Origin of the sequence: Prevotella sp. AM42-24 (assembly GCF_003461825.1) — a bacterium.
Taxonomy (GTDB): domain Bacteria; phylum Bacteroidota; class Bacteroidia; order Bacteroidales; family Bacteroidaceae; genus Prevotella; species Prevotella hominis.
In genome coordinates, this window is sequence record NZ_QTXV01000033.1 from 23,745 (window position 1) to 39,068 (window position 15,324).

Here is a 15,324-nt window from a genome sequence, read left to right on the forward strand (position 1 = left end):
TAACGAATATGTCAGTAAGAAAGAATACAAATCCAAGAGCATTGGACATAGCTCCTCAGCTCCAAAACACGCTTAATGCCAATGGTATGCAAGCGCAGATTGCAATGACCCCAACAGGTGAATATCAGTTGGTAACAATGTCTCACAATACATCAACACCTCGACGTTATACACTCAATGATGCTCAATTGGAGGCATTAAGGAATGGCGGAAATAACGTATGGGATAAAAAGGCTTACCAAACTTTTGTATCAATTGTGAGAAATGACTATTATATTCCTGGTTCTTGGGTTGCTGCACGTAATGCTAATAGTCCTGTAAATATGGGTTTAAATGGACATCGACTTAATCCTGGAGAATATGGATATAGAGGAGAACGCCCATTCCACCCTTTTGAAGGTGCAAGATACGGACGTTTTGATAGTTTCTTGGATGGATTCAGAGCGTTTGGAAGACATGGTTATCATGCAAGAAGAATAGATGACCGTCCTTTCTTCGCAAGTAGCGCACCTGTTGTGATGGATAGACCTGATGGCAGACTAAAGCCTGGAGAATTGAAGACTGGCGATTACGGCTTTTATGACAAAGGAAACCAGCAGCAGGATTCATTGGCTAACATAAAGATTGATGCTAAACCGAAACAGTTGGTTCGCCCAAAAGGACAGGCGTTGACCTTGGGAGAATACCTTAATAGTTATAGTGCAGAACTAACCTTTAGTGGTGAAGGATTTAACAAGGTTCTATCTTCTCATGGCATCGTTATCGACAAAGAGAAGAAAACTCTTACAATCAAGTGTGACGGTATCAACAAGGATTTACAATATGCGTTGACTGACGAACAATTGAAAAAGATCCTCAATGACAAGCTTAGATTCACTTCTGGCGAGGGTAAGCATAAGATGGTTCATAACAAGACAGCTCCTGATATTAGTGAACGACTTGATGTTATCAATAATGTCATTTCCAAAGACTTTTCAGAGAAGATAACCAAAGAGCATCTTCAAAGCAAGGACTACATCAATATTAAGTTGAAACCAGAGGTTGAACAGGAGTTGAACTTAGGGCAGCAACAAGCAGCATCCTATGCCAAAAACATCGATGTCATTGATATTGACATGAAGAATATGCGTCAAGATTACAAGACTGGCTATATAGACAAATGGAATAGTATTGGTGTTGTAGATGGTAGAAGTTTGGATGCAAGCCAAGGGTTCTATCTGCCAGTCAAAGATGGTCGTGCCGTTTCTGTGGGAGAGATACAAGCCTACCCTACGAATGACGGTCAGAAGACAACATTCCGTATGACGGCGGCAATAAACAATCAGTTGATGAGTCACGAGATTAGTAAAGATGACTATCTGAAGTTTATCAACTATGATGATGAGTATCGCTTGAAGCTGTTTGATAAAGTCTTTGATGAAGTGAAGATAAAGAGTGCATCAAATGGTCAGATGCAAGATGCTGTTAGGTCAAAAGGAATTGACCAGGCAGAGGGCGTTGTCACACTGAAAGGAGATTATAGTCTTGTAAATGCAAATACTTCCGCTGCCATTACTGGAGCTATGGCATGGAAAGACCAAATCTCTGGCAATTATCAGATAAATGTCCGTACCGATAAGGATGCAGGAATGTGGTCATTTAAGATAACAGAGGCACAATACAATGCTTTCAAAAATGGAACAAATGAGGACAGAGCCAAGATGTTGACCGTTCTTATCCCTTTTACAGATGAGAACAAGCAGAAGATGCAGATCGTTCCAACAAGCAGCCTTCATCAAGATATGCGTCAGCAGTCATTCAACAATAATGCCACTATCAGCAACAAGGTTATAGATGAATTGCATAAAGCCGGATTTGGCACCGAAGTCGTTAAGACGGTTGGAAAAGAAAAAGTATTGTCTGAGGATTTAGTATCTGCTCATAGTGAGAAGCCTTCTGTAACAGAAGGCAGGGTTGTTCATTATGGCAACGAAGCCATCAATCTCAATGACTTACGTAATGCCGCAAAGATCAATCTTATGGGTGATGCTGGAGTAAACGGAGAGTCTTTGAATAATCTCAAAGAAAGCAAGGAATGGAAACGTAGTGGCGAACATGGTCGTGCCACTACGATTGGTGATATTTCTGTGGAAAGATTGAAGGATGAGCAAGGTAAGGTTATCGAGGGTAAATATAAGATGTCCGCAGTCATTGACGGAAACGTAGTTTCACACGAGATTAATCAGAAAGACTTCAATAAATTCCTTGCTGTGAATGACTATCAGAGAATGAAACTCTTTGATAAGATATTCCCTGAGGTGGAAATGAAGACTAAATCAGGACATGGCTTCAACTTAGGTGCGGCTATTCTTGCTGCCGTAACTACCGGATTAGATGTTGCTGCGGGTCTTTCGATGGCAGCCCCACCAAGACCTAAACCAGACTTCTACGAGTCAAGGGCTGTATTTTCTAAACCAGGTGTTGTATCGCCAGAAGCAGTTGCCGCTGCAAGTTATGCTGCAGAGATAGGCGAAGACCGTGGACATGGAGAAGGTAGAGGTATGGGTGTTTAGCCCATACTTCTTTTCTCTTTATATTTAATATAATAAGGTATGAATAATAACTCTATTCAAATATTTCAGACGGTGGCTTTGAGACCTCAGATATTTCAATACGTCATTAATGAGTTTCCTGCCATCTGCCTAAGCATTGCCGCTTTTTGGGTATATGTATTTGGCAAGTTTATGTGGCACGAATATTTTATCTATGCCGCATTGTTTTTGGTTATATATCTGTTCTGTCAGCTACTGTCATTGTTGCGTACAGAATACGTTATAACATCGGAACAAATAATAATACTTCATGGAGTATTATCACACTCTACAGATTATGTTGAGTTGTATCGTGTTGTGGACTACAAGCAACATCGTTCGTTGCCACAACAGATATTTGGGTTGAAAACCGTCACCATTTATTCTGGTGATAGAAACAATTCAGTGGTCAATATGATAGGTATTAAAGAAGCTGACGATGTCGTGTCTGAAATAAGAATGAGAGTTGAATTTAATAAAAGGAAAAAGGGGATATATGAAATTACTAATCAAGTTTAGAGCTGTAATGCTCTGTTTTGCTATAGTGTTGTCCACGGCAGACAGCCGTGGACAAATTAGTGCTACAACTTCTAATCCAGGTGAATATCTTGCTATAAAGAAAGGTGAAGACAATATTCTTAACGAGATTTCCGCACAAACAAATTATCGAAAGAAAGAAGCCGGGATTCAAGCAGAACTTTCGGAAACCACAACAAAGATAAAAAATTGGGAGCAACAATATAATAAATATTTAAAAACTACAGAAGGGTTTGCTGATGGAATTGCTGCTGCTTGTCAACTGTACTTAGAAGGTGTGCAAACTTTAAACGCCTTATGGGAGGTTTCTGCTGCAAAGAAAATCAACCCACAAGGTGTCTTTGCCACAATGTCTATGAATAACCTTTATATGGAAACAGCAATACAATTCATTAAAACATATCGCTCCTTAAAAAAAGTATGCAAGAAAGGTGGCAATGGTAATATGCTGAACAGTGCAGAAAGAACACAATTAATCTGGAATTTGGAGCGTGAACTTGAACAACTCAATTCCAAGTTAAGAAGATTGGCAGTATCTATATCTGTGTTCAGTTTTGAGGATGTTTGGAATCGTGCCATTGCAGGCAAAATAGACAAGTCAAATGGTATGCTTGCCCTTGAAGCAAGAAATAGAATGCGCCGAGCAGCAACTTCTGTTGCAAGATATTATAAACTTAAACAGAACAGTAAATCATGGGGATGGTAAATAAATTCTTTTATATGATAGTATTGGCAGGACTGATGTCTTTCCTTCCTTTAAAGATTTATGCCGGAGAAGACGTAGTGCGTGCAGGATTGTTCCTTGATTACGCCAAGAAAGCAAAAAGAGCTCTAAAATCACAAGATGAAGTAATGTCACTTAATCTAACTGGACACAAGTATGTCTCAGAACAGACGAAGAAACTAACAAACTTTCAAAGAGAGTTTGATAACTATCTATCCAGTTTTGGTGATATGCTTACTTTAGCTGCAAGCATTTACGGCATTTATTACCAGGTTGACCAAACTCTTAAAAATCTTAAAGAGTTAAAATCTGTCGGTGTTTCATGTCCTGCTAACGTACTGGCTGTAGCTTTGTCACAGAAGAAAAATAATATCTATGAAGATGTCATTAATGACGGCATTCAGATTGCTGCCGATGTAAAGCTGATTCTACCGCTTGGATCATCGAAAGGAAAGAACCCTAAACTTACGGAATATCAAAGGATTCAAGTCATAGCCAATATCAACAATACATTGGTAAAGTTGAACTTTAAGTTAAGAAGGATGAACAGATTAATCCGCTATACATCTTTGCTGGATTCTTGGTACGAGCTTCGTGGAACACCAAGAGGAACACGGTCCATGAAAGCTATTGTTGCTGACTGTAAAAGAGGATGGATAAATAAAGCAAGAACAGCGAATAAAATGAATACAAAATAATGGAAGAGTCAAAAGAACTACAGGGAACATACACCCTTTTCCGAGCGACAATCTATGTTTCTTTGTTGCTCGAATTTTTTATGTATGCGCTTGACCCAACAGCTTTGGATTTTTTGGGCGGCGTTATTACCAATGTACATAGCCGACTTGGGCGGCTATCCATGTATCAGTTTCTGCCTTATAGCAAGATTGTTACAGTAATGTTGGTAATCATCACCTGTATAGGCACTAAAAACAAGAAACAGATAGAGTTCGATGCGAGAAAGATGGTTTTCTGGCCTATCTCCATCGGACTCGTTTTGGTAACAGTTTCTGTTTTTCTTTATAGCTGTGATTGGAAAGCCAGAGTTTGGTTGCTGAGAACCAACATTTGGCTTTATATGCTCGCCTCTTTGATAGGAACCATATTGATACATATCGCACTTGATAATGTTTCAAAATATTTTAAGGATGGAATGCTTAAAGATAGATTCAACTTCGAGAATGAGAGTTTTGAGCAGACAGAAGAATACGTTGACAACAAGTATTCTGTTAATATACCGATGCGTTACTATTATAAAGGAAGATTCCGTAAGGGATGGATTAATATCATTAATCCTTTCCGTGGAACTTGGGTTGTGGGTACTCCTGGTAGTGGTAAAACATTCTCTGTCATAGAACCATACATCAGACAGCATAGTGCCAAAGGCTTTGCCATGGTTGTGTACGACTATAAATTTCCAACTTTGGCTACTAAGCTTTACTATCATTACAAGAAGAATCAACAGCAAGGTAAAACGCCCAAAGGATGTAGGTTTAATATCATCAACTTCGTGAATGTTGAATATTCAAGACGTGTCAACCCTATTCAGCAGAAATACATCAGTAATTTGGCTGCAGCCCAGGAAACTGCTGAGACACTGATTGAATCTTTGCAGAAAGGACAGAAAGGAAGTGGCGGTGGTAGTGACCAGTTCTTCCAAACATCTGCTACAAACTTTCTTGCCGCTTGCATTTATTTCTTTGTAAACTATGGAAAGAAACCATACGACGAGCATGGTAATGAGCTTGAAGCACAATATGAAGAAGACCCAGAAACACATCATAAGCGACTCACTGGACGTGTATTTGCAAAAGGTCATCTTGGTGAGAAGGAACACATTGTTGAACCTGCGTATTGGAAAGGCAAATATTCGGATATGCCTCATGTACTGTCGTTCTTGAATAGAGATTATTCTGAGATATTTGAAGTTTTGGAAACAGACCCTGAGGTTTATCCTCTGATGGCTCCGTTCATGACAGCGAAGAAGAATAACGCTATGGAACAGTTGGAAGGTATGATTGGTACACTTCGTGTTCAAACATCACGACTTGCCACCAAAGAGGCATACTGGGTATTTTCTGGTGATGACTTTGACCTCAAAGTTTCAGACCCGAAGAATCCAAGTTATCTCCTCATTGCCAACGACCCTGAGATGGAAAGTATCATTGGAGCCTTGAATGCGCTGATTCTAAACCGTCTGGTGACACGAGTAAATAGCGGACAGGGAAAGAATGTGCCGGTGAGCATCATCGTGGATGAGCTTCCTACACTCTACTTCCACAAGATTGACCGTTTGATAGGTACTGCTCGAAGCAACAAGGTGGCCGTCACCCTGGGTTTCCAGGAACTCCCACAGCTGGAGGCTGACTATGGAAAAGTGGGTAAGGACAAAATCATCACCACCGTGGGTAATGTGATTTCTGGATCTGCAAGAAGCAAGGATACCCTCGACTGGCTCTCCGGCGACATCTTTGGTAAGGTGGTTCAGCTAAAGAAAGGAATCACCATTGACCGTGACAGAACTTCTATCAATCTTAATGAAAACTTGGATAGTCTTGTTCCGGCATCTAAGATTTCCGATATGGCATCTGGTTGGATATGTGGTCAGACAGCAAGAGATTTTACTGTTACAAAGACAGGTCGCAAAGGTGCTATGGACATTCAAAAGGCGGAAGAGTTCAAGACTTCCAAGTTCTTCTGCAAAACCAACTTTAATATGGATGAAATAAAGGCAGAGGAAGAGGATTATAAGAATTTTCCTTTACCTAAATTCTATGATTTTGGTTCTGTAGATGCAAAGGAACGTATCTTATATAACAATTTCAATAAGATAGACCAGGAAGTGAAGAATATGATAAAAGTTATTCAAAGGGAATTTCATCAAACAGAGAAAACCCAACAACAAAAAGCATCATAACTATAAGAAAAAGAGAGGAAGCGTTTCTTGGAAATGTTTCCTCTCTTCGTTTAATTATATATAAAAAAAATGCAGCCATTGCTTATTTTCTTAATAAAAGCATTAACTTTGCATTTTATTCTAAAAAGTTATATATATATATGAAAAAAAATGTTTTGTTAACAATGTTGCTTGTATCTACAAGCACATTCATGATGGCTCAGACTCCTATTGAGCAAGCAAGAGAAAAAGCCAAAGCTTTGATTAAGGGTGGTGTAACAGACATTAGCAAGATTCTCCCTAAACACGAATCTGATGATGAAGAAGATTTAGATGATGCTGATGACGATTCTACAATAGACCCATTAGAAGGAAAATCGGAAGAATACATCCGAGGCTTTAATGATGCCAGACGAAAGACTTATGAAGAGCAGAAAGCTTCATTTGCGAAAGCTGGTATAGATTTTCGTAAAACAGCTTTAGGAAAATTAAAACAAGATTCCGTAGGTATTTTTGCTAATATCGACAATAAACTTGTTGCCATGAAGCATGTTGATGCTGACGAAAACAGGGTTACAATGAATGATTTCGCCTCAAAGTGGTTACTTGATTATGATGGCAAAACTTCTCCTTATCAATTTTCGAAAACTGCCCAATTCCGTGTTTATTTTACACACGAAAGAAATAGCATATCAGAATATTATAAGATGTTTTCAAGTGACCTTACTATAGATAATTTCATTGTCTGTAGATTTAAAGTAAAAGGTAACAAGCGTGAGTTCATTGGAGCCAGAAACAATTCTGCGTTTTTGGGTGGTCATGCAAAATCTAAAGCAGAAGCTGCCAAGGATGTAACGGTTTCTGTGAAGAAAATATCAGATAATGTATATGATATGACCGTTAAAGGAGAATCTGGAGAATACTGCTTGACATGGAATGAGAAAGAAGCAGCATCATGGACAGTCTTTGATTTCACCATTAAATAAATTGAGTTTAAGGGATGCAGTTAATCGGTGCATCCCTTAAATCTATATAGCGAGTATTATCAGTAAATCTCTATTTTAATATAGTCTGTATTAGGTGTTAGACATACTCCATAAAAGACATCTTCATCTTCATCAGTACCGACCCTATAATTTTTATAAGAGATAAAATCTTGTAAATAATTACCTCCAAATACCATTTCTTTAAATATATCTGCATTTGGAATTTGTCGTGGAATCTTGAATTTGCATCTAACCCCATCTATCACATCTGACAAATAACCTCCTGCATCAACATATTTTTTCCATCCTTTATAAATCTGTGAACGGAGACTACTTACATCAACAATACTGCCATGGGCAGGAACTACTGGAAAATGAGCTTCTATCATACATTCTGCGACTGATATATCTGACCAATCCATATCCTTCAAGAAATCATTTTCAAACCATTCCCCATAGAATGAACCAAAAAATATTTTTACCTTATACATTGTATATCATTTTAAAAATAATAAATTACCATTCGTATAAATCTTCTTCTATTTCCTTTTTGTAGTTTTGAATAGATTGATGATACAAGGCTCTGGTAAGAGTCCAATCCTTTTTAGAGTATGAAACCTCACCTAAACCTCTTTGGAAGTCTATGACATAACTATCATCATTTTCTTCAACAATAACCTTATCATGATTATATTCTAAAATCTTATTATTTACCATCATATTTCATTCCTTTGTGAACATGGTACAAAACATCATCATTCCACATCTTGTAGCCATGAGAATGCTCACACTTGCCATCTGAATAGTTAAGGCTATAAATGAGTATTCTACCCCACACATCACGAACATACACTTTGGCACAACCTTTAAATTCTATAGAGACACTAAAGTAACCTTGTTCAAAACTAAGAGACATATATTTATTGATAAGTCGCTTAGGCAGGATTTTATAGTTTTCTATCTTATTAGCCATACGTCTTTTCATGCCTCACCTCCTTTCCCTGTATTGAACATCATATTATAACTAACAATGGTGTCCTCAACACCTGTAGCAATACCTGTAGCATATGCAAAGGTGAAGACATCCCGAATGCTTTCTTCCATCTCTTTCGGAATTGGGCGTTCTCCATTCCCTACTCTATTTTTCTTGTAGTTCTCCCATTGCTGACTACAAGTCTTTGCAGCAATATCTTTAGCAGTTTTTACCACTCTATCCAAGTGCTGCTTAATTTGTTCATTTGTCATATCGATACGTTTTAATTATTCTCTTTTGAAAGATACAATTAGCTTTTCTTTATTCTATTACTTCTTCATATACACAATTGGTATGTTCTACCAAATTTACATCCTTGGTAATACGCTGTGACAACAGTTTCAAAGCAGGAATATCAACAAGTGCAAGCATCTTATTAATATGCGTCTTTACATACAGCAACGTATTTTTAAGAACATTTTTCTTCTTTAAGACCATCTTGTACAAACGATATACTTCATCGTAACGCTTGTTCTTTTCAGAAAGCTTCTGTTTTAGGCTCTCATTCTTATCAGACAGCTTCTTTATACGCTTTTTTAAAGATTTACGTTCATTATTTCCTCCAAGTTCCTCAAGAGCTTCTGTAAGTTCCTCTATTTCCTTACGCAGCTCAATATTCTCAGCCATTACATAATCATAACGTCTCAGAATAAACATCATCTGATGCTCAAATGGAATATCATTCTTTCTTTCCATAATCAATTTTGCTTTAAAGGGTTCAACAATAAAATTATTCTGGATTTCCTGATTCATCTGCCTTTTTAAAGACTTTCCGTTTCGTTCAATCCGAGATTTTTTTTGGAATCATTCCGGCATAACCGTCATCACCTAAGCCTTTTTACGTGCTTTATAAGATGGCAACCCAATAAGGCAGTAAGCCAAACAATCGGTAGAGAATTTTTGTAGAATACCCAATCTCTGATTGCGGAAGTCTGCTGCAAAAAATCTTCGCCGATAGGGAGAGCATCGACTGGTGTTTGGTGTCTGCCTGGGCTGCCATACCTTTGCACTTAAAAAGCTGGCGGTGATGGTTAACGGCACAACCTATACTGAAAAATTGAGGTTGAACACAAGAAACGAAAACAGAGTTATAGATACAATTATATCATTTGGCACTTCCAGTGCCTTTCTTAATAACTGTCTTCCTTTTCTCCCTCATAATAGTATTATATGAACAATTATTTTTCAGTCAATGTAGTAAACCCTATAATGGTACCATCATTACAGCATGGTTCACCAATATCTTCACATAGATTTAGCAACATCTCTCCTGTCAACTTGATTCCAAACTTGTTGGAGTTGATCAATAAGTTTGGAATAAGTAGCAGTTTACGATTGTAAACCACTACTATGCCAACATTAATCTCAATTGCCAACTTGCCGTAGTCGAAAGCAAGCATAGATGGTGAAATATCTTCTTTCATGCCTCACCTCCTTTTCCTGTATTGACCATAATATTATAACTAACAATGGGGGCATTAATGCCTGTATTCTTAGCTATACTTACCACTTTATATAAGTGCTTTATTGCCTTTATAACTGTCATAACAATTTACCTTTTAATAATACACATATTTATATTACTATATTGTCTGTAATATGTATAGTAGTATTTTTATATTTACGTTAATACTACCATACGTATTAAAGTAAAGCGAACTATATATATTATCAGCAATAACACTATCTATATTCTTGTATATTAAGCTATATATATTCAAATAAAGCGAATAATACTTATAGATAATAATACATATTACTATATTACCATATTACTATATTGCTTATCTTTTTCTCTTCACCTTGTTCTGTGGTCTCATCATGTGCATAGCCATAAGCATACATCTACGCTTGAAGGCGAGTTCGTCTTCATCGTCTTTCTTTCCCCAGCCAGTGCCAGGACCACCACCTCCTCCATGAGACTCGGCAATAGCTGTAGCCTTATCAAGATAACCCAAGAACAGAGCAGTGGCTACTGTCGTAATTTCAGTAGCATTCTCTGCCATCTGCTCGAAGATAGAATCATCCAAAAGAACAGAGTTGTATTTGTCAAGTATTTTTCTTTCGTCAGGAGACATGTTTGCTGTCATTTCGTTGTATTTCTCCATCCTCTTCATAGCATCGAAAGCAGCGAGATTGTAACCAAACGCCTCCATTTCCTGGATGGCGTTCTTGTTATACTCAGGCTGTGCTGTTTGAAGTTTCGTCTTCACCTCCTGGTAGCGAGTTTCCGTTTTTGAGGTCTGTGCATTCAAACTGTCGAGCTTTGCCTGTGCCTCACTAAGTTTGCTTTCCTTGTCAAGAATCTGAGCCTTGACATCTTCAAGGTTCTTAGTGATGGCATCCATCTTTCGGGCAGCTTCCTCTGCAGAGATCTTACCAGAATCACGGTCAGCCTTCAACTTCGCAATTTCCTTCTCCAGGTCTTCCTTGTAGGTTTCCAGATGTTCTATCATCGTACTCAATCCCTTGACTCTTGCAGAGGCATGTTTGATTTCCTTATTCAAAGAATCAATGGTCTGCTTCTGTTCTTTGATGGTTTCCTTGTTCTTCTCGATAGCATCATCAAGAACAATCTTAGTATCAAAGAGTCTTTTGTTTTGCTCCTTCAATTCCTTTCTAAGTTCCTGATGATATTGTTCTGTTGTACGATGCTTGGCTCCAGTTTCGGCAATTGCGTCACCACGTTCCAATCCATAATCAGCATTGATTTTTGATATTTCATCATGGAGTTTCATCATACGTTTTTGGTATTCAAACTTGGAATCAACTTCTCCAACCATAACCTTTTTCCATGACAATTTTTCGTCTTTTGTGATAGGAAGAACTGTACAATGTATATGTGGATTTGTTTCGTCCAAATGTACCACAAATGCAGCAATATTTTTTTCTCCAAATTGAGCACTCATGAAACGATACATATCCTTAGCCCAGTTTTCTATTTCTGGCATTCTTCTGATGGAAGAATTGTCTGCGCCATGTTCTAAATCTACAACCTGATTTCCGAAAGCCAAACGGTGCATTTGCTCCCTGGAGCCACCTAAAATAAAATTTGCTACCGTTCTACGATTTGGGTCTTTCCCCTTTTTTATTAATTCTTTATTTGGGTCTTTTATTCCACGTTGCCAAAGGATTGTTTCTATTCGCCTCGGAATAGAAGTAGCCTTGTCAACAGGAGTGACCTCACCGTTTTTTATTTCAAAATTTAGACGTTCACGTGTCGGATCAAAGTTATTCGACAACCGACTAACATAAGCCCCATTGGATGCTACTCGTAGATGTTCGTTACTCTGTGAGACTGTCATTCCTGCTCCTGCACGAACGTCCATTACTTGTTTTGCCATAATTATTTTTTTTGTTAACTGGGGGGTAGAGTTCTTAGGGAACATCCCTAAGCCTAATTTCATCATCGGCTTGCCGCACGATAGTCCTCGATTTTCGAGATGATGAAAGCCGGGTTTGGCACAAACCGGGTATTAGGCTACCCCCCAGTAAAAAAGTTACACACTATGCGCAAGCGCATGAAAAAGTATTTTCTAATTATCCAAAGACTTTTCTTCAGAAGAAAGGGTTTCACTTCTTTCAGATGAAGAAGATTGTGAAGGAGTCGCCTGAGGCTGCAAAGAATCGTCTCTATGACGTTCTGCCTCTATAGCCGAGCAATCGATCCATTGCAACACGGATGGCTTCACCGAAACGAATTTTTCGGTGCCGACTTTTTGGATCTCCGCAACGCACATACTGCAAAGCACACTGATGAACTTGGAAACAGTTGTGCGGTTCCACATCCATTCTTTAGTTAGTTTTGAGAAGTTTATCATGCTATGACTACCGTCAGATTCAGCCTTTGGATTATTGCAGCACTGCTGCACCAAGAATCTGAAAGCTTCTATTTTCGAGTATCGTCTTGAACGAGAGAATGCGTAATCAGAAGATAAATAATCTAAGAGAGGAAAAGGAAGTGTCACAAAGAGGCTTTCCCCTTTTCTGAAAGTATCATTAGATATTGAATGAGTTTTCATTTTTTTTAAAAGATGATTTAATCATGTTTTTAAATGCTGAAATATTATGTTTGAATGTTGCGTCATTAAGCCGATTTTCTTTGCTTCTCTCCTGGCGAAACAATCACAGATTTGCGGCGAACTTGATTTGTTATTCTTCTTCGCCATTTCCCATATTCATCGAAACGAGGATTAGGATAAATCAAACCTGCCATAAGAATAAGATATGAAATTTCCGCTACAAGTAATAACCTACCAATACTTGTCACAATAAGAAGAACTATGGCTATCCCCATTGCCCATTTTATCCATCTTACATTGTGTATTTTGGTAAGAACCATATCAGACAATCGAAATGAGAAAGTTGCCAATGTTATTATTAAACACAAATTGAATGCCCAAAATGGTGTAGTGTGAGAACGAAGCAGCATTGCTGATGTTTTATGTTTAATTGCCAAGCAAGTTGAATTGCGTGGCTGGGTGTTCTCTACACTAATAGATGTAGCTTCATTAAGATGCTCCTTAGCATATTTGGATGCCTGAAAATCTACAAATTGAACTATCAACATCGATACAATAAGAATATAGGTGAAGAATTTCCGTGCATTACGACTGAATTTCATCTTCTTGTAGAAACGCATAAACCAGAGGAAAATAATTCTTTTCTTTCTTCTTATAGACGGAAGGTTTTCCTCCAAAATGGAAATCGAGTTTTTCCATTTTGGAGATTCATTACTTTTGGGCTTTATCCAATAATGAAACACAAAAGGAATCATGGTCAGGACAAGTGCCAATATAAGCTTCAATACCAATATAAACATAGCCGTATTTTATAAATGTCAAATAAAGATACCTATTAAATCTTGCAAAGATTGCTTTTCGATAATATCACCTTCAACCTTCGTGATACTTTGATAATCCTTTCGTAGATGGTGATACATTACATCCAAACTATCAAAGAAGAAAACAGTAATGGAGTCAATAACTCCATGTTGGTCTGATGATAGGTAGATGGCATACATACTGTTTTCTACGGGAGTTGAGTATGCTTCCACTTTGATGATTCTGCCATTCTCCTTACTTGAAGCAAACAATATATGAGCACCAAGTTTTTTTTCCAATGAGTCTGTTAAATCCTCAGCCATGACTTGCATTTTTGTTTGCCAAACAACTTCCGCAAAATCATCATGAATATAGATTTCATATTGTTGTTCATCAAATGTCTCGGACATTTTCAATACTAAAATCTTAGATAAATTGTAGATGGAATCCTTATAGATTTCATTTTTCACACAAGCTACATCTATTATTTTTTCCATATTCTGAATTTATAATGTTGTTGATAAATACGATTTCAAGAAATAATTGGCAAGAACATTTGTCAATTTTATCTGTTCATTATCGCTCTTTTTCTGAACATCAAGTTTGCCGAGCAATGCCGGGAGTTCATCAGTGAGCTTAATAAGCGTATCACGTTGATCATCTGTCAATACTGCTGTTGAATAATCATCAATAGCCATGAACGGCTGAATGAGCATCCATTTATAGTTAGCTCTCTGGTCTCTATCCAAACGTTGGTTGTTGATGATGTCGTTTCTGCAAGCCATTGCATTTTGGATAATGCGACGGTTGAAGCGCATTGTTAGATACAACATAGTACGGTCGTTTACATCATCAGACTTATTGCCAACTGACGAATATAAATCGTCAAAGATTGCCGTTGTAGCATTTGTCAGATTCTGTAAATCAGAGTTAGATACTTTACTGAGATAGTTCATCAAGGAACGGAAACATTTATCTTCTTCTGTGATGAATGACAAAAGTTGTCGCTCCTGCTTAAATGATTTCACCGATTTAAGCAAAATGTAATATGCAGAAATCGTCATAGGTGCGGAAGAATACATACCTTGGTTGTCAAGACTCTCATAAAACTTGACTGCATCTTTGTAGGTTTCAGAATCCTTCACCTTCTCACGTTCCATAGCAGTGTTCAACTTTAGATACATAACATCCTTCAACGAACGAGGCTTGGAAAAAGCCAATCTTGTAATCTCGTGTCTGATGGAGTCTGATACCATGAAGTAAGCCAAGGCAACAGGACTTCTGAGTGTAATAGTAGAATCCTTGCCGAAAACGCTATAGGCTGAATCCTGAGTTTCAAGCCACTTAGCTGTCAACTTTGTCAATTCCTCATTGTCAACTTCCTTTTTTTCACGAAGTTCTGCAAGTACCTCATGACAACCATTAACTGCTTCTGTTGAGTTGGAGAATGAAGGATGTTGGTCACATGATGTTAAGAATGATGTGACAAATAATCCAATCATAAATGTTTGTTTTACTTTCATAAATTAACTATTTTATTAACTATACACTTAATTATATTATTAATTACAAGCTGCAAAAATAGCAATAAATCGACATACTTTACTATAAAAATTAATATTTCTCTTATATTAACATTAATAATTTAATATAAGCTTAGAATGTTGAAAAGCAGTACGTTTAAACTCAACATTTCAACATATCTTCAAACAAATATGGGGGTGTGTCATAAGTCTGTGACGCACCCCTTTTAAT

Annotated in this window: 17 protein-coding genes; 6 read left to right on the forward strand and 11 right to left on the reverse strand. The window is 37.6% G+C overall.

What is annotated here, in order from left to right:
• Nucleotides 1–8 precede the first annotated feature (8 nt).
• The 6 genes from DW917_RS10555 to DW917_RS10580 all read left to right on the forward strand — a co-directional run bounded on the left by DW917_RS10555 (nucleotide 9) and on the right by DW917_RS10580 (nucleotide 7,713).
• The gene (locus tag DW917_RS10555) at nucleotides 9–2,552 is read left to right on the forward strand and encodes a hypothetical protein (protein ID WP_118118539.1); all 2,544 of its coding nucleotides are present in this window, start codon (nucleotides 9–11) and stop codon (nucleotides 2,550–2,552) included.
• Between the two features lie 39 nt (nucleotides 2,553–2,591).
• On the forward strand, nucleotides 2,592–3,089 hold the full coding sequence (locus tag DW917_RS10560) for a PH domain-containing protein (RefSeq protein WP_118118541.1): 498 nt from the start codon (nucleotides 2,592–2,594) through the stop codon (nucleotides 3,087–3,089).
• The gene (locus DW917_RS10565) at nucleotides 3,067–3,813 is read left to right on the forward strand and encodes a hypothetical protein (protein ID WP_233524706.1); all 747 of its coding nucleotides are present in this window, start codon (nucleotides 3,067–3,069) and stop codon (nucleotides 3,811–3,813) included. The genes DW917_RS10560 and DW917_RS10565 overlap by 23 nt, the downstream gene beginning before the upstream one ends.
• A 14-nt stretch (nucleotides 3,814–3,827) precedes the next feature.
• Entirely contained in the window at nucleotides 3,828–4,529 is a 702-nt protein-coding gene (locus DW917_RS10570) for a hypothetical protein (protein WP_147344167.1), read from the forward strand.
• Nucleotides 4,529–6,748, forward strand: coding sequence for a type IV secretory system conjugative DNA transfer family protein (locus DW917_RS10575; RefSeq protein ID WP_118118545.1), 2,220 nt, complete (start codon nucleotides 4,529–4,531; stop codon nucleotides 6,746–6,748). Before DW917_RS10570 ends, DW917_RS10575 begins: the two co-directional genes overlap by 1 nt.
• A gap of 140 nt (nucleotides 6,749–6,888) precedes the next feature.
• On the forward strand, nucleotides 6,889–7,713 hold the full coding sequence (locus DW917_RS10580) for a hypothetical protein (protein WP_118118547.1): 825 nt from the start codon (nucleotides 6,889–6,891) through the stop codon (nucleotides 7,711–7,713).
• 59 nt (nucleotides 7,714–7,772) lie between these two features.
• On the opposite strand, the gene DW917_RS10585 is transcribed toward DW917_RS10580, so the two are convergent.
• From DW917_RS10585 to DW917_RS10635, 11 genes are all read right to left on the reverse strand, one after another.
• Nucleotides 7,773–8,204 carry a hypothetical protein gene (locus tag DW917_RS10585; RefSeq protein ID WP_118118549.1) on the reverse strand — a complete coding sequence of 144 codons (432 nt, stop codon included), beginning with the start codon at nucleotides 8,202–8,204 and terminating at the stop codon, nucleotides 7,773–7,775.
• 25 nt (nucleotides 8,205–8,229) lie between these two features.
• Nucleotides 8,230–8,433, reverse strand: a complete 204-nt coding sequence (locus DW917_RS10590; protein WP_147344168.1) for a hypothetical protein — start codon at nucleotides 8,431–8,433, stop codon at nucleotides 8,230–8,232.
• Nucleotides 8,420–8,698: a hypothetical protein gene (locus DW917_RS10595; protein ID WP_118118553.1), complete on the reverse strand. Its 279-nt coding sequence runs from the start codon at nucleotides 8,696–8,698 to the stop codon at nucleotides 8,420–8,422. Before DW917_RS10595 ends, DW917_RS10590 begins: the two co-directional genes overlap by 14 nt.
• A complete protein-coding gene (locus tag DW917_RS10600) occupies nucleotides 8,695–8,958 on the reverse strand; it encodes a hypothetical protein (protein WP_118118555.1) in 264 nt (87 codons plus the stop codon). The genes DW917_RS10595 and DW917_RS10600 overlap by 4 nt, the downstream gene beginning before the upstream one ends.
• 49 nt (nucleotides 8,959–9,007) lie before the next feature.
• Nucleotides 9,008–9,499 (reverse strand): hypothetical protein, encoded by a 492-nt coding sequence (locus DW917_RS10605; RefSeq protein WP_118118557.1) that lies wholly within the window; start codon nucleotides 9,497–9,499, stop codon nucleotides 9,008–9,010.
• A gap of 425 nt (nucleotides 9,500–9,924) precedes the next feature.
• The gene (locus DW917_RS10610; RefSeq protein WP_118118559.1) at nucleotides 9,925–10,170 is read right to left on the reverse strand and encodes a hypothetical protein; all 246 of its coding nucleotides are present in this window, start codon (nucleotides 10,168–10,170) and stop codon (nucleotides 9,925–9,927) included.
• Between the two features lie 360 nt (nucleotides 10,171–10,530).
• Nucleotides 10,531–12,090 (reverse strand): MobV family relaxase, encoded by a 1,560-nt coding sequence (mobV, locus tag DW917_RS10615; protein ID WP_233524707.1) that lies wholly within the window; start codon nucleotides 12,088–12,090, stop codon nucleotides 10,531–10,533.
• A gap of 192 nt (nucleotides 12,091–12,282) precedes the next feature.
• The gene (locus DW917_RS10620) at nucleotides 12,283–12,768 is read right to left on the reverse strand and encodes a hypothetical protein (protein WP_118118561.1); all 486 of its coding nucleotides are present in this window, start codon (nucleotides 12,766–12,768) and stop codon (nucleotides 12,283–12,285) included.
• 65 nt (nucleotides 12,769–12,833) lie between these two features.
• A complete protein-coding gene (locus DW917_RS10625) occupies nucleotides 12,834–13,568 on the reverse strand; it encodes a hypothetical protein (protein WP_118118563.1) in 735 nt (244 codons plus the stop codon).
• An 18-nt stretch (nucleotides 13,569–13,586) separates the two neighbouring features.
• Nucleotides 13,587–14,066: a hypothetical protein gene (locus tag DW917_RS10630; protein ID WP_118118565.1), complete on the reverse strand. Its 480-nt coding sequence runs from the start codon at nucleotides 14,064–14,066 to the stop codon at nucleotides 13,587–13,589.
• A 9-nt stretch (nucleotides 14,067–14,075) separates the two neighbouring features.
• On the reverse strand, nucleotides 14,076–15,071 hold the full coding sequence (locus tag DW917_RS10635; RefSeq protein ID WP_233524708.1) for a hypothetical protein: 996 nt from the start codon (nucleotides 15,069–15,071) through the stop codon (nucleotides 14,076–14,078).
• Nucleotides 15,072–15,324: the final 253 nt, after the last annotated feature.